Source organism: Candidatus Propionivibrio aalborgensis, from assembly GCF_900089945.1.
In the GTDB taxonomy this organism is placed as follows: Bacteria; Pseudomonadota; Gammaproteobacteria; order Burkholderiales; family Rhodocyclaceae; genus Propionivibrio; species Propionivibrio aalborgensis.
This window is the reverse complement of record NZ_FLQY01000212.1, coordinates 21,502-48,083: the sequence shown is the minus strand read 5'-3', so window position 1 is coordinate 48,083 and position 26,582 is coordinate 21,502. Positions and strand designations below refer to the sequence as shown.

General features: G+C 58.1%; 23 protein-coding genes and 1 tRNA gene. 8 read left to right on the top strand and 16 right to left on the bottom strand.

Features of this window, described 5'->3' with window-relative positions; translation table 11 throughout:
• Window positions 1-2: 2 nt before the first annotated feature.
• The 16 genes from PROAA_RS10820 to tpiA all read right to left on the bottom strand — a co-directional run bounded on the left by PROAA_RS10820 (window position 3) and on the right by tpiA (window position 14,491).
• Entirely contained in the window at window positions 3-1,487 is a 1,485-nt protein-coding gene (locus tag PROAA_RS10820) for an NADH-quinone oxidoreductase subunit M (RefSeq protein ID WP_186411352.1), read from the bottom strand.
• 25 nt (window positions 1,488-1,512) lie between these two features.
• Window positions 1,513-3,579, bottom strand: coding sequence for an NADH-quinone oxidoreductase subunit L (gene nuoL, locus PROAA_RS10815; protein WP_186411351.1), 2,067 nt, complete (start codon window positions 3,577-3,579; stop codon window positions 1,513-1,515).
• Between the two features lie 2 nt (window positions 3,580-3,581).
• Window positions 3,582-3,887, bottom strand: coding sequence for an NADH-quinone oxidoreductase subunit NuoK (nuoK, locus tag PROAA_RS10810; protein WP_186411350.1), 306 nt, complete (start codon window positions 3,885-3,887; stop codon window positions 3,582-3,584).
• Window positions 3,888-4,021: 134 nt separating this feature from the next.
• Window positions 4,022-4,624 carry an NADH-quinone oxidoreductase subunit J gene (locus PROAA_RS10805; RefSeq protein WP_186411349.1) on the bottom strand — a complete coding sequence of 201 codons (603 nt, stop codon included), beginning with the start codon at window positions 4,622-4,624 and terminating at the stop codon, window positions 4,022-4,024.
• A 14-nt stretch (window positions 4,625-4,638) separates the two neighbouring features.
• On the bottom strand, window positions 4,639-5,139 hold the full coding sequence (gene nuoI, locus PROAA_RS10800; protein WP_186411348.1) for an NADH-quinone oxidoreductase subunit NuoI: 501 nt from the start codon (window positions 5,137-5,139) through the stop codon (window positions 4,639-4,641).
• A gap of 10 nt (window positions 5,140-5,149) precedes the next feature.
• Window positions 5,150-6,196 (bottom strand): NADH-quinone oxidoreductase subunit NuoH, encoded by a 1,047-nt coding sequence (nuoH, locus tag PROAA_RS10795; protein WP_245664248.1) that lies wholly within the window; start codon window positions 6,194-6,196, stop codon window positions 5,150-5,152.
• Between the two features lie 59 nt (window positions 6,197-6,255).
• Entirely contained in the window at window positions 6,256-8,592 is a 2,337-nt protein-coding gene (gene nuoG, locus PROAA_RS10790; RefSeq protein WP_186411346.1) for an NADH-quinone oxidoreductase subunit NuoG, read from the bottom strand.
• A 9-nt stretch (window positions 8,593-8,601) separates the two neighbouring features.
• Window positions 8,602-9,936 (bottom strand): NADH-quinone oxidoreductase subunit NuoF, encoded by a 1,335-nt coding sequence (nuoF, locus tag PROAA_RS10785; RefSeq protein ID WP_186411345.1) that lies wholly within the window; start codon window positions 9,934-9,936, stop codon window positions 8,602-8,604.
• Window positions 9,936-10,409 carry an NADH-quinone oxidoreductase subunit NuoE gene (nuoE, locus tag PROAA_RS10780; protein WP_186411344.1) on the bottom strand — a complete coding sequence of 158 codons (474 nt, stop codon included), beginning with the start codon at window positions 10,407-10,409 and terminating at the stop codon, window positions 9,936-9,938. Before nuoE ends, nuoF begins: the two co-directional genes overlap by 1 nt.
• The gene (locus tag PROAA_RS10775) at window positions 10,409-11,662 is read right to left on the bottom strand and encodes an NADH-quinone oxidoreductase subunit D (RefSeq protein WP_186411343.1); all 1,254 of its coding nucleotides are present in this window, start codon (window positions 11,660-11,662) and stop codon (window positions 10,409-10,411) included. The genes nuoE and PROAA_RS10775 overlap by 1 nt, the downstream gene beginning before the upstream one ends.
• Complete coding sequence (locus tag PROAA_RS10770) at window positions 11,655-12,260, bottom strand: NADH-quinone oxidoreductase subunit C (protein ID WP_186411342.1); 606 nt, start codon at window positions 12,258-12,260, stop codon at window positions 11,655-11,657. Before PROAA_RS10770 ends, PROAA_RS10775 begins: the two co-directional genes overlap by 8 nt.
• A 28-nt stretch (window positions 12,261-12,288) precedes the next feature.
• Window positions 12,289-12,765, bottom strand: a complete 477-nt coding sequence (locus tag PROAA_RS10765) for a NuoB/complex I 20 kDa subunit family protein (protein WP_186411341.1) — start codon at window positions 12,763-12,765, stop codon at window positions 12,289-12,291.
• A 4-nt stretch (window positions 12,766-12,769) separates the two neighbouring features.
• Window positions 12,770-13,144: an NADH-quinone oxidoreductase subunit A gene (locus PROAA_RS10760; RefSeq protein ID WP_186411340.1), complete on the bottom strand. Its 375-nt coding sequence runs from the start codon at window positions 13,142-13,144 to the stop codon at window positions 12,770-12,772.
• Between the two features lie 58 nt (window positions 13,145-13,202).
• A tRNA-Leu gene (locus tag PROAA_RS10755) sits at window positions 13,203-13,287 on the bottom strand.
• Between the two features lie 67 nt (window positions 13,288-13,354).
• On the bottom strand, window positions 13,355-13,726 hold the full coding sequence (gene secG, locus PROAA_RS10750; RefSeq protein WP_186411339.1) for a preprotein translocase subunit SecG: 372 nt from the start codon (window positions 13,724-13,726) through the stop codon (window positions 13,355-13,357).
• Window positions 13,727-13,735: 9 nt separating this feature from the next.
• Window positions 13,736-14,491 carry a triose-phosphate isomerase gene (gene tpiA / locus PROAA_RS10745; protein ID WP_186411338.1) on the bottom strand — a complete coding sequence of 252 codons (756 nt, stop codon included), beginning with the start codon at window positions 14,489-14,491 and terminating at the stop codon, window positions 13,736-13,738.
• 246 nt (window positions 14,492-14,737) lie between these two features.
• Here tpiA and PROAA_RS10740 point away from each other — a divergent pair, with 246 nt between their 5' ends.
• The 8 genes from PROAA_RS10740 to PROAA_RS10705 all read left to right on the top strand — a co-directional run bounded on the left by PROAA_RS10740 (window position 14,738) and on the right by PROAA_RS10705 (window position 26,552).
• Complete coding sequence (locus PROAA_RS10740; protein WP_186411337.1) at window positions 14,738-16,084, top strand: HD domain-containing protein; 1,347 nt, start codon at window positions 14,738-14,740, stop codon at window positions 16,082-16,084.
• A gap of 8 nt (window positions 16,085-16,092) precedes the next feature.
• Window positions 16,093-16,887, top strand: a complete 795-nt coding sequence (locus PROAA_RS10735) for an META domain-containing protein (protein ID WP_186411336.1) — start codon at window positions 16,093-16,095, stop codon at window positions 16,885-16,887.
• Between the two features lie 200 nt (window positions 16,888-17,087).
• Entirely contained in the window at window positions 17,088-17,888 is an 801-nt protein-coding gene (locus PROAA_RS10730) for a DUF3014 domain-containing protein (protein WP_186411335.1), read from the top strand.
• A 67-nt stretch (window positions 17,889-17,955) separates the two neighbouring features.
• Complete coding sequence (locus PROAA_RS10725) at window positions 17,956-18,417, top strand: CreA family protein (protein ID WP_186411334.1); 462 nt, start codon at window positions 17,956-17,958, stop codon at window positions 18,415-18,417.
• A gap of 157 nt (window positions 18,418-18,574) precedes the next feature.
• Window positions 18,575-19,852 (top strand): OmpA family protein, encoded by a 1,278-nt coding sequence (locus PROAA_RS10720; protein WP_186411333.1) that lies wholly within the window; start codon window positions 18,575-18,577, stop codon window positions 19,850-19,852.
• Window positions 19,794-22,775, top strand: coding sequence for a caspase family protein (locus PROAA_RS10715; RefSeq protein ID WP_186411332.1), 2,982 nt, complete (start codon window positions 19,794-19,796; stop codon window positions 22,773-22,775). Before PROAA_RS10720 ends, PROAA_RS10715 begins: the two co-directional genes overlap by 59 nt.
• Before the next feature lie 227 nt (window positions 22,776-23,002).
• The gene (locus tag PROAA_RS10710) at window positions 23,003-25,624 is read left to right on the top strand and encodes a cytochrome c (protein WP_186411331.1); all 2,622 of its coding nucleotides are present in this window, start codon (window positions 23,003-23,005) and stop codon (window positions 25,622-25,624) included.
• A 19-nt stretch (window positions 25,625-25,643) separates the two neighbouring features.
• Window positions 25,644-26,552: a hypothetical protein gene (locus tag PROAA_RS10705; protein WP_186411330.1), complete on the top strand. Its 909-nt coding sequence runs from the start codon at window positions 25,644-25,646 to the stop codon at window positions 26,550-26,552.
• The last annotated feature ends 30 nt before the right edge of the window (window positions 26,553-26,582 follow it).

Below are 26,582 nucleotides of genomic sequence, written 5' to 3'. Positions count from 1 at the left end.
AATTATAGGATCTTGCTTACAGCGATGTGACGCAACAACTCATTGACGGAGCTGTGCATGACTTCAGTGAAAGGCTGCGGGTAGATACCCATGCCCAGCGCGCCAGCGGCGAGCAGGAGCAGAACGAAAAATTCGCGTGCATTGATGTCGGCAAGCTCGGCCACATGATGATTGCCCACCGCACCGAAAACCACGCGCTTGTACATCCATAACGTATAGGCCGCGCCAACGATCATCGTCGTTGCCGCCGCAAAAGCGACCCAGAAGTTGAACTTGACCGCTGCCAGAATGACCATGAATTCACCGACGAAACCCGACGTCGCCGGGAGTCCGGCGTTGGCCATGGCGAACAGCATGAAGAAGGCGGCAAACTTCGGCATGGTATTGACCACGCCACCATAATCGGCAATCTGGCGCGAATGTACCCGGTCGTACATGACACCGATACAATAGAACATGGCACCGGCAATGAAGCCGTGCGAAACCATCTGCACCAGCGCTCCTTCCAGACCGAGCGCGCTGAACATGAAGAAACCCAGCGTCACGAAGCCCATGTGGGCAATCGACGAATAGGCCACCAACTTCTTCATGTCTTCCTGAACCAGTGCAACCAGACCTATGTAGATGATGGCGATCAGCGACAGGCCGATGATCAGGCCAGAAAGCTCTTGCGAGGCATCCGGTGCGATCGGCAGCGAAAAACGCAGGAAGCCGTAGGCACCCAGCTTTAGAGCAATGGCAGCCAGCACGATCGAGCCGCCGGTCGGTGCTTCAACGTGCGCGTCCGGCAACCACGTATGTACCGGCCACATCGGCACCTTGACGGCGAAGGCGACAAGGAAAGCCAGGAAGATCCACATCTGGGGCACCATGGCGATCGGCATCTGCTGCCAGTCGAGAATCGAGAAACTGCCGCCCGAATGAACAAAAAGGTAGATCAGCGAAATCAGGAAAAGCAGCGAACCCATCAACGTAAACAGGAAAAACTTGAATGCGGCATAGACGCGATTCGGCCCGCCCCAGACGCCGATGATCAGATAGAGCGGGATCAGCGAAGCCTCGAAGAACACATAGAAAAGCATGCCATCGAGTGACGCGAAAATGCCGTTCAGCAGACCCGACATGATCAGGAAAGCGGCGTTGTACTGAGCCACCTTGTTGTCGATGACCTGCCATCCAGCGAGAACGACAATGATGGTGATAAAGCTGTTGAGGATCACGAACAGCATCGAGATGCCGTCAACGCCCAGATGGTAGTTGATGTTGAAGCGCGGTATCCACGGCGACAGTTCGACGAACTGCATCGCCGGCGTCGTCATGTCGAAGCCGGTATAGAGCGGGATGGTGACCAGCAGGCCGGCAACCGCGCCGAGCAAGGCAAGCATTCGCGCCAGCGGTGCATTGCGATCCGATCCGGTCGCCAGCACGACAATGCCGGACAGAATCGGAACCCAGATGGCGAGTGAGAGAAGCGGCAAACCTGACATATCGTTCCCAGTCTCTTTATACAGTTCAGGCGCGCAGCAGCCAGAAGGAAAGGAGCGCGCAGACACCAAAAATCATCGTGAAGGCGTAGTGGTAAATGTGCCCCGACTGGAAGAAGCGAACCATCGTCGAGACCCAGCCCACCAATCGCACCGCACCACCGACGACAAAACCGTCGATTACGCCCGCGTCGCCGCCCTTCCAGAGCCCTCTGCCGAGCAGGCGCGCGCCGCCGGCAAAGACCACCTCATTGAACTTGTCGAAGTAGAACTTGTTTTCTAGCAGGGTGTAGATCGGCCCGCTGGCCACCTTGAGCGCAGCCGGGATGGCGGGCCGCTTCAGGTAGAAGAACCACGACAGTGCAACGCCCGCGAATGCCAGCCAGAACACAGGCGTACTGACGGCGTGCAGTGCCATGGCAGTAGCGCCGTGGAAGTGGTGCGCAAGCTCTTCCATTACCGGATGGGCTTCGGCATTGACGTAAATGGCGTCCTTGAAATAGTCGCCGAACAGCATCGGTTCGATGGCGATGTAACCAATAACGACCGAAGGAATAGCCAGCAGTACGAGCGGAAGGGTCACCACCCAGGGTGTCTCATGCGGTTTCTGGCCGGGCGCCAGACCATGATGCTCTTCATGCGTGTCATCGGCATGATGGTCGTCATGCGCATCCTGCTTGGCATGACTGTCGTGCGCAGCGTGTGCCGCGTCGTGCGGCTTGCCGAATCGCTCCTCGCCATGGAACACCAGAAAGTACATCCGGAAGGAATAGAAAGCGGTGATGAACACACCGGCCATGACCGAAAAGTAGGCAAATCCCGAGCCGGCAATGTCCGACAGCGCAACCGCCTCAATAATTGAATCTTTCGAGTAGAAACCGGCGAAGAATGGCGTACCGATCAGCGCCAGCGAACCGATCAACGATGTCAGCCAGGTAATCGGCATGTACTTGCGCAGACCACCCATGTTGCGGATGTCCTGATCGTGGTGCATGCCGATGATCACCGAGCCGGCGCCAAGGAAGAGGAGCGCCTTGAAGAAGGCATGGGTCATCAGATGGAAGATCGCCACCGAGTAAGCCGAGACGCCCAGCGCCACGGTCATGTAACCGAGCTGCGAGAGCGTCGAATAGGCCACCACACGCTTGATGTCGTTCTGGATGATGCCGAGAAAGCCCATGAACAGCGCAGTGATCGATCCGATGATCACGACAAAGGACAGCGCCGTATTGGAGAGTTCGAACAGTGGCGACATGCGTGCCACCATGAAGATACCGGCGGTGACCATGGTCGCTGCATGGATCAGCGCAGAGATCGGCGTCGGACCTTCCATCGAATCAGGCAACCAGACATGCAGTGGAACCTGCGCCGACTTGCCCATCGCACCGATGAACAGCAGGATGCAGATGGCGCTCATCAGGGAAACGGTGCCTCCCTCGCAACCTTCGTATAAGGTGATTGTGGAACTTGCCAGCGAGGGCGCGTGCTCAAAAACGGTCTTGTAATCGAGCGATCCGAAATGCGCCAGCACCAGGCCGATCCCGAGAATGAAACCGAAATCGCCAACGCGATTGACCAGAAAGGCCTTCATGTTGGCCAGAATCGCGGTCGGGCGTGTGTACCAGAAGCCGATCAGCAGGTAGGAAACCAGGCCCACCGCTTCCCAACCGAAGAACAACTGCATGAAGTTGTTGCTCATCACCAGCATCAGCATCGAGAAGGTAAACAATGCGATGTAGCTGAAAAAACGGTTGTAGCCCGGATCGTCCTGCATGTAGCCGATGGTATAGATATGCACCATCAGCGAAACGAAGGTAACGACCAGCATCATCGTTACCGTCAGTTGGTCGATCAGGAATCCGACCTGAAAACTGTAATCGCCGGAAGTCAGCCATTCATAGACCGGACCGTTGAAGGTATTGCCGGCCATCACATCCTTGAAGATCACTACCGATGCGATGAAGGCAATCGCCACGCCGGAAATGGCGGCCGTATGTGCCACCCAGCGCGGAATCACGCGGCAGAGAAGACCGGCGATGGCGGCTCCGACGAGTGGCGCCAGGGGGACGAGCAGGTACAGGCTTTGCATTTCCATGGTCAACCCTTCAAGCTGTCCAGATCATCCACGTGGATGGTCTTCAGGTTACGGAACAGCACGACGAGAATCGCCAGACCGATCGCCGATTCGGCGGCGGCAACGGTCAAAATGAAGAAGACGAAGACCTGCCCGGCAAGATCCTGCATGTAATGCGAAAAAGCGATGAAGTTCATGTTCACCGCAAGCAGCATCAGTTCGATCGACATCAGGATGATGATCAGATTCTTCCGGTTAAGGAAAATACCGACGATGCTGATTGCAAACAGGATCGCGCCTAGTATCAAAAAATGGGACAGTGTAAGCAAGGTGCCTCCCTGGTTCCTTCTTCATGTGATGGCGCCACGCGCCAGCACGTCGTATTCTTGAATCCCGAATGCTCGGGGATTCGATTTCAATTCTTCAGTAACTCAAACTCAACTCGCTAAAAGACAGTCCGTCTTCACTCGCGCTTCTCGGCCGGCATTTGCAGCACACGAACACGATCCTTCGCTTTGACGAAAACCTGCTGCGACGGACTGACCGATTTGCTCATCCTCTTGCCACGCAGTGTCAGCGCCGCTGCGGCTACGATAGCGACCAGGAGGATGACCGAGGCCAGCTCAAACGGATAGACGTATTCGGTAAACAGCAGGCGGGCGATCGCCTGGACGTTGCTGAAGTTGGCATCCGTCTGTGGAACATTGCTCTCGAACAAATTGAAGTAATTGCCCCAAAGAACCAGGCTCATTTCGGCAACCATCAGCAGTGCAACGATAGCGCCCATCGGCAGGTAGCTCCAGAAGCCCTCGCGCAGCCGATCCAGATTGATATCGAGCATCATGACGACAAACAGGAAGAGGACCATGACGGCCCCGACATAGACGAGAACCAGGGCAATGGCCAGAAATTCCGCCTGCAAGAGAACCCACACGCCGCTCGCACTGAAAAAAGCAAGAATGAGATGCAACGCGGCGTGAACCGGATTGCGCAGGGTCACGACACGCAGACTGGCGTAGACCAGAATCGTGGAAAGAAAGTAAAAAACGAAGGTCTTGAATTCCATCGAGTCAGTGCCTGTTAGCGGTATTTCGAGTCAAGTTCGCGGTCCTCGGCGATCTGCGTTTCGTAGTGATCGCCATTGGCCAGCAGCATTGGCTTGGTGTAGTAAAGATCGCCGCGCTTTTCGCCGTGGTACTCGAAAACGCGCGTCTCGACAATCGCATCGACCGGGCAGGCTTCTTCACAAAAGCCGCAGAAAATGCACTTGCTCAGATCGATGTCGTAGCGCGTCGTGCGGCGCGATTTCTGCCCATTCGCATCTTCGCGTTCCGCCGATTCGATAACGATGGCCATGGCCGGGCACACCGCTTCGCAGAGCTTGCACGCAATGCAACGCTCCTCACCATTCGGGTAGCGGCGCAAGGCGTGGAGACCACGGAAGCGGAAACTCTGCGGCGTCTTCTCCTCGGGATACTGGACGGTAATCTTGCGCGCAAACATGTAACGCCCGGTCACCGACATGCCCTTGAACAACTCCTTGAGCAGGAGGCTGTTAAAAATATCTTTCATTGAACCCATGACTGGCCTCTTACTTCCAAATGTTCCACGGCGACATCATCCAGCAACCGACAACCACCAGCCAGATGAGGCACACGGGTATGAACACTTTCCAGCCGAGACGCATGATCTGGTCGTAGCGATAACGCGGGAAGGTGGCGCGAATCCAGAAGTAGAAGTAGATGATGGCGAATATCTTTGCAAACAACCAGAAGATGCTGTCCGGCAGGAAACCGACGGGCGACAACCAGCCGCCAAGGAACAGGAGCGAGGTCAATGTCGAACACAAGAGCATTGCCGAGTATTCGGCAAGAGAGAATACGGCGAACGCCATCCCCGAATAGTCGACATGGAAGCCGACGATCTCGGATTCGCCCTCTGCCATGTCGAAAGGCGCGCGGTTCGTTTCAGCCACACAGGAAACCAGATAGACAACAAACATCGGCAACAGCGACAACCAGTTCCATGACAGGAAGCCCAGACCCATTTCGGCAAAACGGCCCTGGCCCTGGCCTTCGACGATGTCGCCCAGATTGAGGCTGTTCGAGACCATCAGAACGACCACCAGCGCCAATCCCATCGCTATCTCATAAGAAATCAACTGCGCGGCGGAACGCATACCGCCCAAAAATGCGTACTTGGAATTGGACGCCCATCCGGCAAGGATGATCCCGTAAACGCCCAGTGAGGAAATTGCCATAATGTAAAGCAGACTGGCATCGATATTGGCCAGCACCAGCGTGCTGTTGAAAGGTATCACTGCCCAGGCCATCAGCGCCGGAGCAAAAGCGAAGGCCGGCGCCAGCAGGAACACGCTTCTGTCTGCTCCGGCTGGGATCACAACCTCTTTCAGCATCAGCTTGAGGCCATCGGCAATCGGCTGAATCAGGCCCCAGGGTCCGACGCGATTCGGGCCAATACGCACTTGCATCCAGCCGATGATCTTGCGTTCCCAGAAGGTCACATAGGCGACGATCAGGAGCAGCGGCCCAATGATCAGCATGACCTTGATCACCGTCCACACCACCGTCAGAATGTTCGGCCAGGCGGCGCCGAAGATGTCATGGCCCAAGTCCATCAGCCAGTTCAAATACGGAATCAAGAAGCCCGGCAGCAATTGCTGTAGCGTATCAATCATCACGCACGCTCCACGCTGATCGCACCAAACATGTCACCCAGCGCGGCAGTCGATACGTGCGCCGTTGCGACTCGTACACAACCCGCAGGGACAGTCTCATCCAGGCTGGCTGTCATCAGCGCCTCACCCTGCGCTTGCCTGACACGCACCGATTCGCCGTCGACGAAGCCCGCTTGTGCCAGAGTCGATGCGCACATGCGCGCCGTTGGAGCCGCAGCGTCATGGGTCTGCTGCAGCGAGGCCGCACGGCGCACAAGCGGATCGGTCGCGTAGATCGGTACATCGGCAATGCGCTGCAGGTCCTTGCCGGCTTTGCCGGCCAGTGCATAGCCGCCGATGTCGTTGAGGCCGTTATTCAGGCCGTCAACGAATTGCTGGTCCGGAGCAAGCATCTCGTCACGAACTTGTTCGCTGGATTCGTAATCGAATCCAGGCAGCGCCAGCGTATTCCCCAGAACGCGCAGGACTTTCCAGCCCGGACGGGAATCACCCAGCGGTCGACAGACGCCGACTGTTCCCTGCACACGGCCCTCCGTATTGACATACGAACCCGATGTCTCGGTAAAAGGGGTAACCGGCAACAGCACGTCGGCGTATTCAAGGGCTGCTTCATGCCTGAAAGGTGTCAGCATCACAACAAGCTCAGCCTGCCTGAGTGCTGAAACCGCGAGTTGCGGGTTGTGGCAATCGAGTTCAGGTTCGACGCCAAACAGGACATAGGCCTTGCGCGCTTGCGCGAACATATCGTAGGCATTGAGAGCCGTCGGCAAAGCCTTGGCAACATAGCCACCGACACTGTTTGCTGCTTCGCCGATAAAACCGAAGCTGGCTCCAGTAAGCCTCGCGAGTTCGGAGGCCAGTGCATGAAGTTGAGCTGCCTGCGTGCTTTGCTCGGCAGCGTTACCCAGGAAGATGGCATGCTTCTCGCCCGATAACAGGCTTTCCGCAATGGCTGTACTCGCTGCACTGGGCTCGACGGATTCCAGTCCGGCCGGAGGCGTGGCGCTCTTGAGCTGAGCCACAGCTTTCACAATGCCGGCCAGTGCGAGCGGCAATTCGGCCGGCGACACTGTAATGCGCTCATGCAGCTTGATCAGGGGATCATCACCGGTGACAGAAACAAGGCTGACTTTGCCCGATTTCTTGGCCAGTTGGCGCAGCCGCTGGGTAAATAGTGGATGATCCTTGCGCAAAAAGCTCCCGACAACCAGCGCTGCGTCAAGCTCATTGATCTGTGCAAGCCTGAGGCCGAGCCAGGGCGTGCCGGCCAATTGACCATCGGCTGAAAAATCGCGGCGACGCGGACGAAAATCGACGTTCCCCGAACCCAGACCACGGGTCAGTTTCTGTAACAGATAGATTTCTTCCAGTGTTGCATTAGGCGCCGCGAGCGAAGCGATCTGCTCGCCGCCGTGCTGTGCGGCGATATCCTTGAGTCCATGCGAAACGTAGTCCAGCGCGACATTCCATTCGACTTCACGCAGAGCGCCGTCGACACGAATCATCGGTTTCTGAAGACGATCACCGACGTTCAGCGCTTCATAGGAAAAACGATCCTTGTCGGATATCCAGCATTCGTTGACCTCTTCATTCTCGCGAGGAAGAACTCGCATCACGCGATCACTCTTCACCTGCACCGTCAGATTTGAACCCAGGCTGTCGTGAGGGCTGACCGACTTGCGGCGCGACAGCTCCCAGCTGCGGGCCGAGTACCGGAATGGCTTCGAAGTCAATGCGCCAACCGGACAAATGTCGATCATGTTGCCGGACAATTCGGAATCGACCGTGCGGCCAACGAAGGTTTGGATCTCCGAATGCATGTTGCGGTTGGCCATGCCAAGCTCCATTACGCCGGCTATTTCCTGGCCAAAACGGACACAACGCGTGCAATGGATACAACGTGCCATTTCCTGCATCGACACCAGCGGACCCACGTCCTTGTGGAAAACGACGCGCTTGGCTTCCTGATAACGTGAGGCGCTCCCGCCATAACCCACTGCCAAATCCTGCAGCTGACACTCGCCACCCTGATCACAGATCGGGCAATCGAGCGGGTGATTGATCAACAGAAACTCCATAACGCCCTTCTGGGCATTGACGGCAAGCTCCGAGTGGGTAAACACCTTCATGCCACTGGTGACCGGCGTTGCGCAAGCCGGCAAGGGCTTCGGAGCTTTCTCGACCTGCACCAGGCACATCCGGCAATTGGCCGAGATCGAGAGTTTCTTGTGGTAGCAGAAATGCGGGATGTAAGCGCCGACGAGCTGGGCGGCATCCATGATGGTGCCCCCCGCTGGTACTTGGACCTGTTTGCCGTCGATTTCAATATCAAGCATATCGCTACCTTAGACCGTTGCCTTGAAGAAGCCGCTTCCCGCGCGCTGAACATCCAGCGGAACAAGGCACTTCTTGTGTTCAATGTGGTACGCAAACTCGTCTCGAAAATGCTTGACGAAGCTCTGCACTGGCATCGAGGCGGCATCACCGAGCGCACAAATGGTGCGGCCCATGATGTTGGTGGTCACGCTGTTGAGCAGATCAAGGTCTTCCGGGCGCCCCTGTCCGCTTTCAATGCGGTGAACGATCCTGTAGAGCCAGTTGGTGCCTTCGCGGCATGGCGTACATTGTCCGCAGGATTCTTCGTAGTAGAAGTAGGACAAGCGCTCAAGCGCCTTCACCATGCAGGTCGTCTCATCCATGATGATGACCGCGCCAGAACCGAGCATTGAGCCGGCTTTGCTGATGGAGTCGTAATCCATCGTGCACTCCATCATGATGTCGCCCGGCACCACGGGGGATGATGACCCACCGGGGATGCAGCCCTTGAGCTGGCGACCGCCACGCATGCCGCCGGCCATCTCGAGCAGCGTTGAGAAGGGCGTACCGAGCGGAATTTCATAATTTCCCGGCTTGTTGACGTGGCCGGAAATCGAGAACAGTTTGGTGCCGCCGTTGTTGGCTTTGCCGGCTTCGAGATAAGCCTCGCCACCCAGCTCAAGAATGAACGGAATGGCGCCAAACGTCTCGGTGTTGTTGATCGTCGTCGGCTTGCCGTAAAGACCGTACGATGCAGGAAATGGCGGCTTGAAGCGCGGCTGCCCTTTCTTGCCCTCGATCGATTCGAGCAGTGCGGTTTCTTCGCCGCAGATGTAAGCGCCGTAACCATGGTGCGCAAAGAGATCGAAATCAAATCCCGAGCCCAGTATGTCTTTTCCCAAGAGGCCGGCTGCACGGGCTTCGTCCAGCGCATCTTCGAAACGCGTATAGACTTCCCAGATTTCACCGTGAATGTAGTTGTAACCGCGTGAAGCTCCCATGGCATAGGCGGCAATTGCCATGCCTTCAATCACCGAATGCGGATTGAAGAGCAGGATGTCGCGGTCCTTGAAGGTTCCCGGTTCACCCTCGTCCGAATTGCAGACCACGTATTTGTCGCCCGGAAAGGCACGCGGCATGAAGCTCCACTTCAAGCCGGTCGGGAAACCGGCACCGCCCCGACCGCGCAGTACGGATTTCTTGACTTCGCCGATCACTTGGTCCTGAGGCATTTTCTCGGCAAGAATTCTTTTCAGCGCCGAATAGCCGCCACGCTCGACGTAGCCATCCAGTCGCCAGGCACGATCGCTTTCATAGTCGAGGCCGACGGTGAGCATCGGGTTGATTGCACCGAGGATCGCCATTATTCGAGCTCCGCCAGCAGTTTGTCGATTTGCTCCGGCTGCATAAAGCTGCACATGCGACGGTTATTAACCAACAGCACGGGCGCATCGCCACAGGCGCCCATACACTCGCCTTCCTTGAGCGTGATCTTCCCATCGAGCGTCGTTTCATTGAAACCAACGCCCAGCTTGTTCTTCAGGTACTCGGCCGCATCGACACCACCGGACAACATGCACGGCAGGTTGGTGCAGACAGTCAGCTTGTATTTGCCTACCGGGGTCAGGTCATACATGCTGTAGAAGCTGGCCACTTCGTAGGCAGCCATCGGCGCCATGCCAAGATAGTGGGCAACAAACTCAATCGCTTCGCTCGACAACCGGCCCTGTTCTTCCTGGGCGATCGCCAGCGCTGCCATCACCGCCGACTGCTTCTGGTCAGCCGGATACTTGGCGATCTCTCGATCAATTCTTTGCAAGGATTCTGTAGTCAGCATCAGCGGTCAATCTCGCCAAAAACGATGTCTATCGTGCCGACCATCGTTACTACGTCGGCAATCATGTGGCCACGCGTCAGTTCATTCATTGCCGACAGATGGACGTAACCCGGCGAGCGTATCTTCAGTCGGTAAGGCTTGTTCGCGCCATCCGAAATCGCGTAGATGCCGAACTCACCCTTCGGGTGCTCAACGGCCGAGTAGACCTGGCCTTCCGGGACATGAATGCCCTCGGTGCACAACTTGAAGTGGTGGATCAACTCCTCCATATTCGACTTCATGTCCGCTCGCGACGGCGGCGCCACTTTGTGGTTATCGGTAATTACGGGACCCGGGTTGACACGCAGCCAGTCGATGCATTGCTTGATTATGCGATTCGACTGACGCATTTCCTCGACGCGAACAAGGTACCGGTCATAGCTGTCTCCCGTCACGCCAACCGGAATGTCAAAATCGAGTCGGTCATAAACCTCGTAGGACTGCTTCTTGCGCAGATCCCAGGCGATACCCGAACCACGGAGCATCGGGCCGGTAAAACCAAGCTGCATGGCGCGCTCGGGAGAAACAATACCCACGTTGACCAAACGCTGCTTCCATATCCGGTTGTCGGTCAGCAGGGTTTCGTACTCGTCGAGTATTTTTGGAAAACGGCTGACGAAATCCCCGAGGAAGTCCAGCAGAGAGCCGCTGCGCACTTCATTGATCTTCCTGACTTCTGCCGCGCTCTTCCACTTCGACTCGCGATACTGCGGCATGCTGTCCGGCAGGTCACGATAGACGCCCCCCGGCCTGTAATACGCCGCGTGCATCCGGGCGCCGGACACGGCTTCGTAGCAGTCGACCAGATCTTCACGCTCACGGAAGGCGTAAAGCACCATGGTCATCGCGCCGACGTCAAGGCCATGCGCGCCAATCCATAACAGGTGGTTCAGAATTCGCGTAATTTCGTCATACATCACACGGATGTACTGGGCGCGAATCGGCACCTCGATTTCCAGCAGCCGTTCAATCGCCATGCAGTAGGCATGCTCGTTGCACATCATCGACATGTAGTCGAGACGATCCATGTACGGCACGGACTGCACCCAGGTCTTGGTTTCCGCCAGCTTTTCAGTCGCGCGATGCAGCAACCCAATGTGCGGGTCGGCACGCACGACGACTTCGCCATCGAGCTCCAGCACCATGCGCAATACGCCGTGTGCGGCCGGATGCTGTGGCCCGAAGTTGAGCGTGTAATTCTGGATATCAGGCATTGTCGACTTCCCCGTAACCCTCTTCCCTGACAATTCTCGGCGTGATCTCACGCGGCTCGATCGTCACGGGCTGATAAATGACGCGTTGCTGATCGGGGTCGTAGCGCATCTCGACATAACCGGATATCGGAAAGTCCTTGCGGAAAGGATGCCCGATGAATCCGTAATCAGTAAGAATCCGGCGCAGATCGTTGTGCCCTGGGAAAACGATGCCAAACAGATCGAATGCCTCGCGCTCGAACCAGTTGACCGAGTTCCAGATCGAAGTAATCGAGGGGATCGAGGGGAAATCATCGTCCGGCGCGAAACAGCGGACACGGACACGCCAGTTGTGCGCAATCGAAACCAGATGACTTACCGCAGCGAATCGCTTTCCGGTCCACGCACTATTCTTGTAAGTGGAATAGTCGACACCGCAGAGATCCATCAACTCCTCGAAACGCAATTCGGGTTCGTCGCGCAGTGTCGTCATTACTTCAAGATAATCGCCCACATCGACATCGATCGTGATTTCGCCAAAGGCGATCTGCTGGGACGTGATGCGGTTTCCGCAATGCTGTTGCAGGTTTTGGCTTAGCAGATCAAGCTTGGCGGACATTGGAAATACTCCGGGCTTCTCGTTTGGTTCAGCGGGCGATGGTGCTGGTGCGGCGAATCTTGTTCTGCAACTGGATCAGGCCATAAATCAGCGCCTCGGCGGTCGGCGGACAACCGGGAACGTAGATATCGACTGGAACGATGCGGTCACATCCACGGACAACCGAATACGCATAGTGGTAATAACCGCCGCCATTGGCGCAGGAACCCATGGAGATCACCCAGCGCGGCTCGGCCATCTGGTCATAGACCTTGCGCATGGCCGGCGCCATCTTGTTGGTCAGGGTGCCGGCAACAATCATCACATCCGACTGTCGCGGACTGGGTCGAAACACGATGCCGAAACGGTCCAGATCGTAGCGCGAGCAACCGGCATGAATCATCTCGATTGCGCAACAGGCCAGACCGAAGCTCATCGGCCACATCGAACCGGTTCGCATGTAGTTGATCAGCTTGTCAGCTGTCGTCGTGATGAAGCCTTCCTGGAGAATGCCTTCAATACCCATTTGCTCACTCCCAATCCAGCGCACCCTTGACCCAGGCATAGACGTAGCCCACGACAAGAATGAGGATGAAGACCAGCATCTCGACAAAACCGAACAGCTTGACCGAATCCGTCTGGACGATTTCCTTGAAGATCGACGCCCATGGCACAAGGAACGCCACTTCGAGGTCAAACAGAATGAACAGGATGGCGATCAGGTAATACCGCACGTCGAACTTCATACGTGCGTCCTCGAAAGCCTCGAAGCCGCATTCGTAGGGTGAAAGTTTTTCGCTATCAGGGCGATGGGGCGCTACGATCATGCCGGTGATGACCGGCGCGAAACCAAAAACGATTCCAATCAGGATGAAAACAAGTATCGGGAAATAGTTTTCCAGCATGATCCGCCACACTATCAATTACATTTCAACCAGAGCTTCCCAATCGGGTAACTCCACTTGGTGCCGACGATGAGACTCGAACTCATACGACCTAAGTCACTACCCCCTCAAGATAGCGTGTCTACCAATTTCACCACGTCGGCACTGCTACAGTCAGGCGGCGATGTGCCTGAACGAGGGAAAGCACACCGCCGCTTTCATACAGTCAATCTACTGCGGAATATCTTTGGTCTTGGAGCCTGACTCCACGGGAGTTCCAGCCTTGTCGGCACCGGCCGCAACCGGCTCCTGAACAGCCTGCGATCTTACCGCATCCTGCATCACACTGCCAGTCGTTTTTGGTTTATTGGAGGCGATATAAGCCAACGAAAGGCTGGTCACAAAAAAAACAGCGGCTAGCACCGCTGTTGTCCGGCTCAGGAAGTTGGCAGACCCCGTCGCACCAAACAGGCTGCCCGAAGCGCCACTACCGAAAGCTGCGCCCATGTCAGCTCCCTTGCCGTGCTGAACCAGCACGAGACCGATGACACCGATCGCCGCCAGAATGTGAACGACCAAAACCACAGAAAACAGATATTCCATTTTGTCTCTTTATTGAGCAGCTGCGCGGCAAATCGCCAGGAAATCAGCAGCAACCAAAGACGCGCCCCCAATCAGGCCACCATCAATATCGGCCATGCCGAAAAGCTCGACTGCGTTGTTGGGCTTTACACTGCCGCCGTAAAGGATTTGTAGCCCCTCGGCCACCTTGGCATCAGCAGCGGCAATCTGCGCGCGAATGGCTGCGTGCACTTCCTGCGCCTGCTCGGAAGTCGCCGTGCGGCCGGTACCGATGGCCCATACCGGCTCGTAGGCGACGACAGCACCCGAAAACGCTGCAACGCCCGCACGCTTGAGCACTGCATCAATCTGGGCCGAAACCACGGCAACGGTCTGTCCGGCCTCACGCTGATCCAGCGTCTCGCCGACACACAATACAGGGCACAAACCAGCCGCCAGCGCCGCTGCAAACTTCTCGGCAACCAGGGCGTCCGACTCACCATAGATCGCCCGGCGCTCGGAGTGACCGACAAGTACATAACGACAAGCGAAATCCTGCAGCATCGCGGCACTGACTTCGCCGGTGAAAGCGCCTTGCGCCTGTTCGCTCAGATTCTGGGCGCCCCATGCGACGGGGGTTCCGGTCAATACAGACTGCGCTTGTGCCAGATAGGGGAAAGGAACGCATACGGCTGCCGACATACCGTTGAATCCAGCCACGCCGGCTACGACATCTTTAAGCAACTGCAAGTTGGTCTTCAGCCCACCATGCATTTTCCAATTGCCTGCAACCAGTTTTTGACGCATAGCACACCCCCGATAAAAAGGCGCAATTATAGTCAAACAGTAACGGTATGGTCAATAATTGAGGCTTGGGATGGCGCAGGCAGAGACCATTTTCCGGACGTCCAGAGCTGCGCATGCGACCGGCGTAACGGCATGATCTCCTCCCGGCCGAAAAACGGCTAAACTGATTGCCGCACTAATCTTCCTCCTGCTTCAGGCCAATGAACACTTACAGGACCGGGACCGGCAGCACCCTAAAATCAAGCGATGTCCGAGTTGATAGAACGTGCCAGAACCTTCGCAACGAGCGCACATCAGCGCATCGACCAGCGCCGCAAGTACAACGATCAGCCCTATCGAGTGCACTTGGAGCGCGTAGCGCGCCTGGTTTCCTCGGTCACCCATGACGAGGAAATGATAGCTGCGGCATGGCTCCACGACGTGGTCGAAGACACGCCAGCCACCATGGAGGACGTCGAGAGCGAATTTGGCGCACCGGTTGCGGGGCTGGTCGAGGCGCTGACCGACGTAAGCCGGCCCAGCGACGGAAACCGTGCCGTGCGCAAGGAAATCGACCGCCGCCACACCGCCCACGCCTCGCCTCGCGCCAAGACGATCAAGCTCGCGGACCTGATCGACAACTGCGAGGACATTGCGCACCACGACCCGCGCTTCGCCCAGGTCTATCTGCAGGAAATGGAAGCGCTGCTGGCGGTACTCGGTGAAGGCGAGCCGGAATTGATGAGGCAGGCGCGCGCGCTACATGACAGCACGCAGGAAAAGCTGAGGGCCTTGCAAAGGACCGTACCGCCACCGGCATCTGCGAGTCTGGCGGCCCTGATCCCACACCTGGACAACCCGCAGATCGTGCGCTTGTTTCGGGAGACCTTCAGCGCAAGCGATATCGTCGAACCCCTGCTCTCTTTCGACGACGACAAGGCGCAAAGCGCTGTCGCACGCGTCATGCAATCTCGGCATCTGAACATCGCCGGCATCCGCGTCGATGGCACAGTCCAAGGCTACCTGCGCCTGACCGACATGGCGGCCGGCGACTCTGCGCCCAGTGGGCAGCTAATGCAGCACATCTCGGCCGATCAGGTGCTGGATGGCAGCGCGCCGCTCACCGATGTGTTTGGCATCCTGACACGGCACGAACACTGTTTCGTCTCCATGTTCGATACGATCGTCGGGGTTATCACTCGTAACGCCGTTAACAAGCCGGTCGTGCGCATGTGGCTGTTCGGCGCCATCACCCTCTACGAAATGGGGCTGGTCCAATTCATCGAGCGGTGCTTCCCCGGCAACACCTGGGAAGCTTTACTGGCCCCCGCCCGCCTGACGAAAGCGTGGGAGTTGCAGAAGGAACGGGAGCGCCGCAACTTGCATAGCAACTTGATCGACTGCCTGCAATTTTCCGACAAGATGCAGATCTTGCTTGAGGACCAGGCCGCGCTGGAGGCCCTGGGCATAAAATCGAAGCGGACCGCCAAACTACTCACCAAGGAGCTGGAATCGCTGCGCAATCACCTCGCACACTCCCAAGACATCGCTACCCACGACTGGGTGCAGATCATTCGCATCACCCAGCGTCTGTCGGAACTCGGGCCACAGTGAGCGCCTTTATGCACACAAGAACGGCGGCAGTCCTGTTGGCTACACTGTTGATGCTGGCTTGCGCACCCACTCCACGCCCGACCACGAGCGAGCGTAGCAGCAATCCACCCCTCGCAGGCACGCACTGGGTCTTGCAAGCCCTCGGAAGCAGTGCAGTCGCGAAAACCCCTCCTGTGACGCTCAATTTCGGCTCGGACAATCGTATCGGCGGGAACGACGGGTGTAACCAGTACCAAGGAAACCACACCTCAGGAGACGACTCGATCCGGATTGGCGAAAATCTGGCTGGCACCTTGATGGCCTGCCCGGATCAGCTTGAGGCACAAGCTCGTGACTATCGCCAAGCCTTGCAGCGAGCAGCGCGTTTTGCGCTCGACCGGGACCGGCTCAGCCTGCGAGACGATGCCGGCAACCTGCTCGCCACGTTTGTACCGGCGGTCACATCTCCGGTCGGCACGACATGGGAAGTCGTGCTCTACAACAACGGCAAACAGGGCGCCGTCAGTCTGCTTCTGGGCAGCCGCATCAGCGCCAGCTTTGGCACTAACGGTCGGGTGAGCGGAAGCGCCGGCTGCAACCAGTATTTTGCTGCCTATACGCTGGACGGCCCAAGCATGCGCATCGGCGCGGCGGGCGCTACGCGCAGGTTCTGTGCCGAACCCGATGGGATGATGAATCAGGAACGACTTTACCTCGAAGCACTACAGACGACCGCCACGTTCCGGCTGAACGGTGACCGGCTCGAGTTGCGCACGGCTAACGGCGCGCTGGCAGTATCCTTCAGGCGCGAGACCGGAGAGTAGAAAGCAGTCGGGTCCGGGAAGGCATCGCATTCGACGAGCGAATCTTCAGCGTGCCTGCCAAGCCCGCAGCCTCCGGAAATCAGCGCGAAAGCACGACCTGCTTCCAGGGGACGCTGAATTTCTCCCGCTCGAAAACGCACAAGCAAACGGTTGTGGTCTATCCTTTGAACACCGAAAATACTGCCACGGGAGACTGATTGATGCAAAGCAAAGTCTGGGCGGTTGTTGCCATCGTCCTGTTTGGTGCAGCAATTGCAATCTACATTCCGCTGAATCGGGAAGCCGAGCCGCTCCCTCCTTTGCTGGAAACGACTCCGCCGCTGACTGCACCGATCGCGCAGCCAGAAACAGCGCCCGCTGAACCCGCAATCGCCCATCCATTGGAAACGATAGCGCCGGTTGAACCGTTGCCCGACCTGGAGCAGAGCGATCCGTCAATATTCAAGCCCCTGATCCAGGTTCTGGGCGAACAATGGAAAGCACTGCTCAAGCCCGAAGCCTTGATTCACAAGATTGTCGTCACCGTGGACAACCTCCCACGTAAGGATCTGCCGGCGAAAGTGGTGCCGTTGAAACGCGTGAAAGGTGCTTTCCTGACCAGTGGGAAAGGCAATGCGCTTTCCATCAGTGTGCAGAACCCGCAGCGCTACTCTTCCTATGTCCGGCTGATCCAGTCCGTCGATACCGAGAAACTGGTCGATTTGTATCGCCAGTTCTACCCGCTGTTTCAGCGCGCTTATATCGAAATCGGCTATCCCAAGGGGTATTTCAACGACCGTCTGGTTGAGGCCATCGACGATCTTCTGGCGTCGCCGGAACCAGACGAGCCGATCAAGCTGGTACAGCCGAAAATTCTCTTCAAGTACGCCGATCCGGAGCTGGAAGCACGTTCCGCCGGCCAGAAAATCATGATCCGCATGAGCCGCGACAACGCCGGACAACTCAGGACGAAGTTGCGCGAAATTCGGCAGCACGTCGCGAAGGTGCCACGCACCCCATGAACGATCTACCTTCGAACATGGACCGTTCACCCGCACCGAACCTCCCGGGAAGTTGGAATTTGATCCTATGAATACGAAACCTGCCCTGCTCGTAGCACTCGCGCTATTGGCCAACCCCTCGCTCGCGGAGAATGTCGGCTGCGTGACCACCGAATGGAAGCTGATCGGCGCCAATCACAAGGTATGTGTCGAGTCGTTTCACGACCCCAAGATACCGGGCGTGACCTGCCATGTCAGCCAGGCGCGAACCGGCGGCATCAGCGGTTCGTTCGGGCTGGCGCAGGATCCTTCGCAATTTTCTCTGGCTTGCCGACAAACGGGCCCGATCACGCTGCCCGACAAGCTGCCCAAGGACGCCACGGTATTCACCGAGGACACCTCGATCTTCTTCAAGGAAACACGCGTCATCCGCTTGTGGGACGAAGCCAACCGCACGCTGGTGTATCTGGCGATCAGCCGCAAGCTGATTGAGGGCGCGCCGGCCAACAGCATTTCCACGGTGCCGGTCATGCCTTGGGGCGCCCGCTAAGCTTCAGCCTCAATGGGCGGTCTGTTTCGTAATACGCTGCTTGCCCATTTGACAAACGACTGAACTCGGCTGGGTTTGCGCGCTCTAATGCTTGCCAACTACAGTGCTACCTGCTGCCGAAGGTCTTTTCGTCACCGGCGTGATACGGGAGAGACAGATGAATAACAAGATTTCGTCGAAGTGCAGTTTGGTTGCTATGCCGTACCTGGTGATCCTGGCGTTGCTGGGCGCCTGCTCCACTGAAACTACAATGCCCGCTGACCCCGATCAGTCGGCGCAAAAAGCCGCACCCCCGGCACCCCCACCGCCTTCCCCGATCCTGCAAATCCCAATTCTGCCGCACGATGAAGCCGTCCTCAAGGCCGCCAATACTCTGTTTTCCAAGGCGGAGTTGGCCGGCGATCCAGCGGACAAGACAATGCGTCGGCCAGTCGTCATCGACCCGTTGATCGACGGCGTGTCGCGCATGCAAACTGCCGCGACACGGAAAATGGAAACCAATGTTGCCAATCTGGTGAAGGCGAAATATCCCCAGTTCGAGGTCAAGCCGTTTACGGCAGCCAATCTTGGGCAATCGCCCTTGCTGGTCGTCGGCACCTTCACGCCGATCAATCAGCTGGGTAAAACGGAAGGCGTACGCGAATCGTATCGATTCTGCCTGGCTCTCGTCGACCTCAAGTCAAGGCGTATCGTCAGCAAGGCCGTAGCGCGTTCGCGTATGGAAAATGTCGATTCAGCACCCTTGCCATTCTTCAGTGATGCTCCTGTCTGGACGCGGGATCCGACCGGCGAGGCTTATGTCGCAACGTGCCAGGCTTCCAAGCTGGACGGCGAAGTCAGCCCTGCCTATATCGATTCATTGGTTGCCGACGCACTGATCAACGAAGGCATCCGCGCCTATAACAGCGCACATTTCAAGGAAGCACTGGCGCTCTTTGTCAAAGCCGGGGCCACGCCTGCCGGACAGCAATTTCGCACGCTGACAGGAAACTATCTGGCGGCCAGTAAGCTTGGGCGCCGCCAGGAGAGCGCTCAGGCATTCGGCAGAATTGTCGACTTCGGACTCGATGCGGGCAAGCTCTCTGTTGTGTTTACCTTCCGTCCCGGCGCAACCTCGCTACACGGCGGCACCGCCAAGGAACCCTACGATATGTGGCTGAAGAGCCTTGCGCAGCATGCGGCGCAGCGCAATTCGTGCATGGAAATCATTGGCCACGCCAGTCGTGGCGGGCCGGAATCCGTCAATGAGCGCCTGTCCGCCTTGCGCGCCGAATACGTCCGTCAGCGACTGGTCGATGAGACACCATCCCTGGATAAGCGTCTGATCGCTGCCGGTTACGGGTCGCGTGAAAACCTGATCGGGACTGGAAAGGACAATGCCAGCGATGCACTCGATCGGCGGGTCGAATTCCGCCTGCTCGCTTGCCGCGAATGACTCGGAAATGGTCGTGATGACTGTATCCATATCTCGGTCGGTTGTAGCCTTGTTGCGTAGTGGGCAATCCGTGAGCCGCTTCTGGCTACGCCGCGTCGTCACTGCGATCCTGTTGAGCGCCCACCTGCTTGCTGGGGCGGCTGAAAACGCGCCGTTGTTGCGCATCGAAACTGGTACGCACACGGCGTCGATTCGCAGCCTTGCGGTGGACGCCGACGGACAGATCATGCTCACGGCGTCCGACGACAAGACCGCGCGGCTGTGGCGGCTTTCAGACGGCCAGCCGATCGGCGTCCTGCGGCCCCCGATCGGTCCGGGGAATGAGGGCAAGCTCTACGCTGCGGCGCTAACGCCGCAAGGCGATCTGGCCGCAGTCGGCGGCTGGAGTGCCGACAACGACGTCTATATTTTCCGGAGGGAAAGCGGCGCCATGCGCCTGCGCCTGAGCGGGATGCCCAATGTGATCAACCATCTGACCTTTTCGCCGGACGGAAAAATGCTGGCAGTCGCACTTTGGGGCGGCCACGGCATCCGGGTTTTCACCAGCCGCAATGCCTGGTCGAGTGCGGCGCTGTTGGGTGAAGACAGCGCCTATGGCGGTGATTCGTACAGCGTCAGTTTTAGTTCCGACGGCCGCCGACTGACGAGTACCGCGTATGACGGGTACGTCCGCGTGTACGAAATTACGGCGAGCGGACTAAGCTTGATCGCCAAAACACGCGTCAGCGGCGGCCAGCACCCCTTTGCCGCACGTTTTTCACCCGACGGGAAATTTCTGGCGGTTGGATTCGAGGATGCGGGGCGCGTCGCGGTAGTGAAAGCCGATGATCTGACGCCGGCCTATTCGCCCGACATCCGCGGCCTCTCCGACGGGAATCTGACCAGCGTCGCCTGGTCGCCGGATGGCAATACACTCTATGCTGCCGGCACTTCGCGAAAAAGAGCGTCCGAGCACGTTTTGCGACGCTGGGACGATGGCGGCCGCGGCGCGTTCACGGACGTCACGGTCGCCGGCGATAGCGTCACCGGTCTCGCTGCGCTTCCCGATCAGCGCGTGGTATTTGCCGCTGCGGACGCAAGCTGGGGAATCGTCGATGCCAAGGGTGCAGTCAGCTATCGTCAGACCGTGCCGCTGGCTGATTTTCGGGCCAACTGGTCTGGCTTCGGCATACAGCAAGCGCGTCATGCCATCGGCTTTGCGTACGGCTTTGGCGGGCGGCATCCGGCGCTGTTTGACCTCGACAATCAGGTGCTGATTCTCCAGGACGCAGCGCTTCCCAAGCAGGCAGTTGGCGGCAAGGGCCTGGAGGTCAGCGAGTGGAAGGATTCGCAGAAACCCCTGATCAATGGCCAGGCGGTCGCCCTGGAACCTGGGGAGATGAGCGTTTCGACATCGGTTTCAGCGGCCGGCGATGCGGCAGCCCTGGGCAGCAACTGGTTCGTCAGACTTTTCGATGCAAACGGGCGCGAATTGTGGCGAACCGCGACGCCGGCGCCCTGCTGGGCGGTGGATATCGACAATTCCGACCCGGCGAAGCCCTGGGTAGTCGCCGCACTCGGCGACGGAACCATACGCTGGTACCGACGCCAGGACGGTGCTGAGCAATTGGCGCTGTTTCCGCATGAAGACCGTCAACGCTGGGTGATGTGGACGCCGGACGGACGCTTTTCCGCCAGCCAGGACGGTGATGGCTTGGTCGGCTGGCACGTCAATCGCGGTCCTGATCAATCCGCCGAATTCTTGCCGGTGGCGCGCTTCAGCGAGCGCTATTACAACCCGCCTGCCATCGCCGCTGTCTTGTCGCCGCCGAAAGCGTCTCCAGCTTCCCCGCCACCCAAAATGGCTGACCTGCGCAAAGGTATCAATCTGCCGCCGAGCGTGACCCTGCTTACGCCGGAAGCGGAAAAGCTGGCCAAGAATGGGCGTCTGCGCCTTGAAATCGTTGCCAACGACCGCGGCAGCGGAGTCGACGAGATACGCTTGTATCATAATGGCAAGATCGTTGCCGACACGGCTGCGATCAAAACGACCCGCACCGCGGGCAAGGGACATGTCATCAAGGTTTACGACGTGCCCCTTGAAGCCGGCAAGAATGTCTTCCGCGCACTTGCACTCGGTTCCGACCGAACTGAATCGGAAGCGATCGAACGCGCGATCGAGTATGCAGCCAGTGATCAACGGGCACGCTTGTATGTCCTCGTGGTAGGCATCAATTCCTACCGCAATGCCGTCTTGAACCTGAGTTTCTCGGTACCCGATGCGCAAGGCATGGCCCGATTCTTTCGTAATAACTACGGTCGACTGTTCAAGGATGTCAAAGTTGACGAGATCTATAACAACGATGCCACGCAGACCAATATTCGCTCACGCCTGAAGGAATTGCGCGAGGCCCGGCCGGACGATGTTGTGGTTGTATATCTCGCCGGTCACGGCGAGACGTTGAATGAAGACTGGATGTTCATTCCTTACGATCTGGTGACACCTGAACGCCCGGAAGTATTGCAACGTGACGGGATTTCCTCGCGCGAATTGGCAGAAGCCGTAAAAATGATCCCGGCGCAAAAGCTGATGGTCATAATCGACGCGTGCAAATCGGGTGCTGCGACAATCAGCTTCCGTGGGCTCGAAGAACGACGCGCTCTTGCCCAACTGTCGCGCTCGACCGGCACCCACATGATCGCGGCGACCACCAAGGATCAACCGGCCTCGGAACTGGATGCGCTGGGACACGGAGTATTCACCTATACCCTGCTGGAAGGCCTCATGGGTAAGGCAGCAAGCGGCGAAAAAGATGTAACCGCTCGCAAGCTGATGGTCTTTGTCGAACAAGCAATGCCCGAACTCACGCGGCGCTATCGTTCGGAAGAACAGTACCCGGTGGTCAGCTCGAACGGAATGGATTTTCCGTTGGCGCTGCATTGAACCTGCTAGCTCTGCCCTGTTACACATATGTCATGCGCACTCAAAGACCGTTGCCTCCAGCATCCGAACAAGGTAAAAAGCAAACCTCTGCGTGGAGCCGTAGCGCTAGTTTTAAAAAAACACAGAACTAATACCGTCTTTGAACTTCAAAACACTACGATTGTCACTGACAGATGATCGGGGGCCCGGCGGACCGGGGGATCAGAACGTTGAACGGGAGACAACGAATGAAACGTACATTGCTGGCCGCTATCGCGGCATTCGTGACCCTTGTCGCCGGTATCGGGCTTGTCCAATACCAGAATCTTGGTGCAGCACATGCCGAAAACGCGCCGGCGGCAGCACCAGGCAATCCAGGGACTCCTGGCCGACCACTTCCGGAGGCCGCAGCCGTAGACCAGGATGCGCCCTACTTCGAGGCCTGCGCCCGCGAGGGCCTCAATGAATCGGAATGCGTCGGACGCCTGATCTGGTTCAAGGCGACTGCCGGTAACGACCGTTTCCATACCTATACCTTCCAGCAGCGTGTCGGCGTGCTGGTGGACTGGTTCCGGGTACTGCGCAGCGATCAGCGCGATGACCGCTTCTGGGCCTGGGGCATCATGAACGACCCGTCATGCTGCAAACCGGGCGATCCCGACTGCCCTGCCAAAACTGCGGATGAAACCTTCGGCTTCGACTGGTGTCCCGGAGACGACGTATTGCTCAAGTATGTCGGCAAGCCCGGCTATGTCGACCCGGCTTGCGGGCTCAAGGATGCCGCGCTGGACGCCGACGATCCGCACAGCCAGGGCGGCAAGCTGGATCAGCGCCATTCGGCCTGCGATCTCAAGTTCGGCACATCGACAGGCGCCCTGGGCATCCGCAAGTTCCCCAACCCGCGCTTTGATGCCGAAAAGTGGAAGAAGCTGAACGGCAGTATGGCCACCTGGGCCGGCTTCAACGCCGCCAAATCGGAGCAAACCGGCATCGAATCCGATCAACGGGTGAGCAAGCTGGCCGATGGCTCGGTCGAGCCGCCTTTCCTGATCGGCACCGCCTGCGGCTCGTGTCACATTGCTTTCGACCCCCTGAATCCGCCGGCCGATCCGGCGCATCCGAAATGGGAGAACCTCAAGGGGCTGATCGGCAATCAATACACCCGCATGTCCGAGCTACTGGTTTCCGGCATGCCCAGGAGCAGTCTGGAGTTTCAGATGTTTGCGCACGCCAGGCCAGGAGTCACCGACACCTCGGCCATTTCCAACGACCAGATCAACAACCCGGGCACCATCAATGCCCTGATCAATGTCGCCCAGCGCCCAGTGTTCCAAGGTGAAACCATCACCAAATGGCGCAAAACCAACACCTGCGGCACCGAGAAGGACGAAAGCAAATGCTGGTGCGAACCCGGCCGCAACAACAAATGCTGGTTGCAGAGCACGCGCAACGACGATACGACGCCAGTCAATCTCGGTGGACAGAAGGTCGTGCTGCCCGGTGTCCATCACATACTCAAGGGTAGCGAGGATTCCACCGGCGCCCTGGAAGCCGTCCAGCGGGTCTATTTCAACATTGGTTCGTGTTCCGAGCAATGCTGGATAAATCACTTCTCGGACATGCGGCAGGTCGACCCACAGCAACGCGGATTCAACCAGACATCGTTCGACATTGGCCAATGCCGGCGCGATTGCCCGAACTTCCGCGCCATCGAGGATCGCCTGCAGACCGTCCTGGATTTCTTCGCCTCGGCCGAGTCCGATGAAAGTGACCTCTACGCCGCCCGTGCCAATCTGCGCAAGGCCGGCAATCCTTCGGAGAACTACGGTCGCGCGGATCTGGTTGCCGGACTGGAAGCCGAATTCGGTAGCGGAGCCGTCGGTCGCGGCCAGAGCGTCTTTGCCGAAAACTGCGCGCGCTGTCATTCGAGCATTCCGGAAAACACCGGCGGCGCATTCAAGAATCGCGATTTCGCCGCGCCCAATGAAGCACATCCGCGCAAGGTGCGCGCCGATTTCCTCGGCAACGACCAGTCGACACCGGTTACCGAGGTCGGCACCTTCCGTTGTCGTTCGCTGCACTCCAACCACGAGGCGGGTCGCCTCTACATGGGCTATCAATCCGACAGCTTGCGCCAGCGTCCGATGGTTGCCGACATCCCGGAACGCAACACGCTAAAGGATGGCGGTCGCGGCTACATGCGCAACATCTCGCTGGTCAATGTCTGGGCCACCGCGCCATTCATGCACAACAACGCCATCGGTCCGGAAATCTGCGGCAAACCGGCCAACAAGGAAAACAACTTTGACCGCGTGCGTTACGTCGATGCCGACGGCAAGTTGCTCGCGGAGCAGCCCGAGTGCCTGCGTTTTGACCCGAGCGTCGAAGGACGCTTCAAGCTCTACAAGCTTTCGATGCACGACCTGCTAAACCCGAAGGAGAGGGGTATCAAGCGCACGCTGACCAATGCCGATCTGCTGATCGACGTCGGCATCCGGCCGCTCGACGGCAAGACCGAGAAGCCGCTGCTTGGCTTTGGTCAGGTCAAGATCCCGGCGGGCAGCAGTGTCGGCTTCCTCAACGGGCTAGAGCACAAGCAACTGGTTGCCGACCTTTTCCTCGCCAAGCGGGATCCGGCCAAGCTTGAAGCCTCGGGCAAGAAGGACCTCGTGCCAACGCTGCAGGCCATCGCCGACGATGTCTTGAAGAACCCGGCACGCTTTGCGGAAATCCTGCGCGAGAAGCGCGATTTCCTCAAAGCAAATTACCTGACCTGCACCGAGGAAATCGAGAATGAAGGCCACCGCTTCGGCGAAGACCTTTCCGAATCCGACAAGAAGGCGCTCACAGCCTTCCTCGCCACGCTCTAAGGCTCCGGGAGATCACCACATGAGACTGCCGACCATTTTCCGTCTGCTTACCGGCCGAATCACCTTGGCCGCCCTCGCTGTTCCAGCGCTCTTCCTCACCGGATGCAGCAAACCGGAACCGCCGAACATTGCCTTCGCACCCTACGATCAGACGTACTCGTCGAAGCTTGATCTGGCTCAGGTCGACTACAAGTACCCTATCGCCCCGGCCGAACTGGCAAAGATCACGCCGGATTACCTCGCCACCCTGGATCAGGAACAGCTTGACCAGATCTATGCCCGTCTGACGGCCGGCCCCATACCCGACGGCGCGTTTGATGGCCGAATTCTGCTGCCGCGGGGCAGCAGCGGCAAATTCCGCCTTTCCGAAATCGTCGGCGGCTTTGCCGGCACGGCGCTGCACCTCAAGGGTCTGGTCGTCGAGAATATCGGCGAAGCGCTGTGGCGGGGCAAGGTGTTTTTCCGTGACGAGCGGGTGCTGCGCAACCGCATCGACGATCTATCGGTCCTCAAGAAGATCGGTCTGGTCGAAGGCGAGCCGAAGAAGATGAGTTACGGCGGCAAGGAAACCTGGCTACTCTTCCCGGCCAAGCTGTACTGCGGCCAGAGCCTGCTCGATTCGCGCCGCGAGTCAGTGATTATCGACTACTTCTTCACCGACGAAATCCCGGGGTATCAGGAGAGCCCGGATTTTCTGGCGGGTCGTCGCGGACTGCGCGTGCGCGACGAAATCCGCATGATTCGTCCCGGTTTCTACCTTGGAAGGGCCTACCTTGATCGCGGCTTTGCCCTCAATTTCACGCTTTACGACAAGGCAACCGATGAAAAGGCGCAGGAGGATTTCGTCAAGACCGGCAAGGTACAGGAAGACTGCTGGCCGGGAACGCAGGTGAGAACCGCCGCGGTTGTCGCTGCCGCCAAACCCTGAGCGGTGCTGGCACGTGATTCGGGCAATTCG

Bases quoted from the DNA above. Each gene is read 5' to 3' on its own strand.
- PROAA_RS10820 (WP_186411352.1), bottom strand. From the start codon at position 1,487: ATGTCAGGTTTGCCGCTTCTCTCACTCGCCATCTGGGTTCCGATTCTG.
- nuoL (WP_186411351.1), bottom strand. From the start codon at position 3,579: ATGGAAATGCAAAGCCTGTACCTGCTCGTCCCCCTGGCGCCACTCGTC.
- PROAA_RS10805 (WP_186411349.1), bottom strand. From the start codon at position 4,624: ATGGAATTCAAGACCTTCGTTTTTTACTTTCTTTCCACGATTCTGGTC.
- nuoI (WP_186411348.1), bottom strand. From the start codon at position 5,139: ATGGGTTCAATGAAAGATATTTTTAACAGCCTCCTGCTCAAGGAGTTG.
- nuoH (WP_245664248.1), bottom strand. From the start codon at position 6,196: ATGGACTTGGGCCATGACATCTTCGGCGCCGCCTGGCCGAACATTCTG.
- nuoG (WP_186411346.1), bottom strand. From the start codon at position 8,592: ATGCTTGATATTGAAATCGACGGCAAACAGGTCCAAGTACCAGCGGGG.
- nuoF (WP_186411345.1), bottom strand. From the start codon at position 9,936: ATGGCGATCCTCGGTGCAATCAACCCGATGCTCACCGTCGGCCTCGAC.
- nuoE (WP_186411344.1), bottom strand. From the start codon at position 10,409: ATGCTGACTACAGAATCCTTGCAAAGAATTGATCGAGAGATCGCCAAG.
- PROAA_RS10775 (WP_186411343.1), bottom strand. From the start codon at position 11,662: ATGCCTGATATCCAGAATTACACGCTCAACTTCGGGCCACAGCATCCG.
- PROAA_RS10770 (WP_186411342.1), bottom strand. From the start codon at position 12,260: ATGTCCGCCAAGCTTGATCTGCTAAGCCAAAACCTGCAACAGCATTGC.
- PROAA_RS10765 (WP_186411341.1), bottom strand. From the start codon at position 12,765: ATGGGTATTGAAGGCATTCTCCAGGAAGGCTTCATCACGACGACAGCT.
- PROAA_RS10760 (WP_186411340.1), bottom strand. From the start codon at position 13,144: ATGCTGGAAAACTATTTCCCGATACTTGTTTTCATCCTGATTGGAATC.
- secG (WP_186411339.1), bottom strand. From the start codon at position 13,726: ATGGAATATCTGTTTTCTGTGGTTTTGGTCGTTCACATTCTGGCGGCG.
- tpiA (WP_186411338.1), bottom strand. From the start codon at position 14,491: ATGCGTCAAAAACTGGTTGCAGGCAATTGGAAAATGCATGGTGGGCTG.
- PROAA_RS10740 (WP_186411337.1), top strand. From the start codon at position 14,738: ATGTCCGAGTTGATAGAACGTGCCAGAACCTTCGCAACGAGCGCACAT.
- PROAA_RS10735 (WP_186411336.1), top strand. From the start codon at position 16,093: ATGCACACAAGAACGGCGGCAGTCCTGTTGGCTACACTGTTGATGCTG.
- PROAA_RS10730 (WP_186411335.1), top strand. From the start codon at position 17,088: ATGCAAAGCAAAGTCTGGGCGGTTGTTGCCATCGTCCTGTTTGGTGCA.
- PROAA_RS10725 (WP_186411334.1), top strand. From the start codon at position 17,956: ATGAATACGAAACCTGCCCTGCTCGTAGCACTCGCGCTATTGGCCAAC.
- PROAA_RS10720 (WP_186411333.1), top strand. From the start codon at position 18,575: ATGAATAACAAGATTTCGTCGAAGTGCAGTTTGGTTGCTATGCCGTAC.
- PROAA_RS10715 (WP_186411332.1), top strand. From the start codon at position 19,794: ATGCCAGCGATGCACTCGATCGGCGGGTCGAATTCCGCCTGCTCGCTT.
- PROAA_RS10710 (WP_186411331.1), top strand. From the start codon at position 23,003: ATGAAACGTACATTGCTGGCCGCTATCGCGGCATTCGTGACCCTTGTC.
- PROAA_RS10705 (WP_186411330.1), top strand. From the start codon at position 25,644: ATGAGACTGCCGACCATTTTCCGTCTGCTTACCGGCCGAATCACCTTG.